This is a genomic window from Ferviditalea candida, from assembly GCF_035282765.1.
GTDB classification, from domain to species: domain Bacteria; phylum Bacillota; class Bacilli; order Paenibacillales; family KCTC-25726; genus Ferviditalea; species Ferviditalea candida.
Genome location: NZ_JAYJLD010000156.1, coordinates 1 through 235, shown reverse-complemented (window position 1 = coordinate 235; position 235 = coordinate 1). Strand labels below are relative to the sequence as shown.

General features: G+C 57.0%; 1 pseudogene. It reads right to left on the bottom strand.

Annotated elements, in window-relative coordinates:
• Window positions 1-235 (bottom strand): annotated as a pseudogene (locus VF724_RS21640) (IS1380 family transposase); the annotation flags it as partial.

Here is a 235-nt window from a genome sequence, read left to right as displayed (position 1 = left end):
CGGGTCTGTCCTTCGAAGGCCAGCAGCGGATGATAGCTTTTCCTTCCGGGTTTGTGCGGATTGGTCCCTTTGGCCGCGCCCTCCTGATCGCCGTACACGTTCTCGACCGAGGAATCCAGATCGAGGATAAGAGCAGATGGCAAGCAAGGCCGAATGATTTCTTGGTTCAGCACTCTCAGCTCGGTTGGCAGAGTCGGGCATGTCCGGCCGAGTCTGGCCAATTCCTTGTACAACA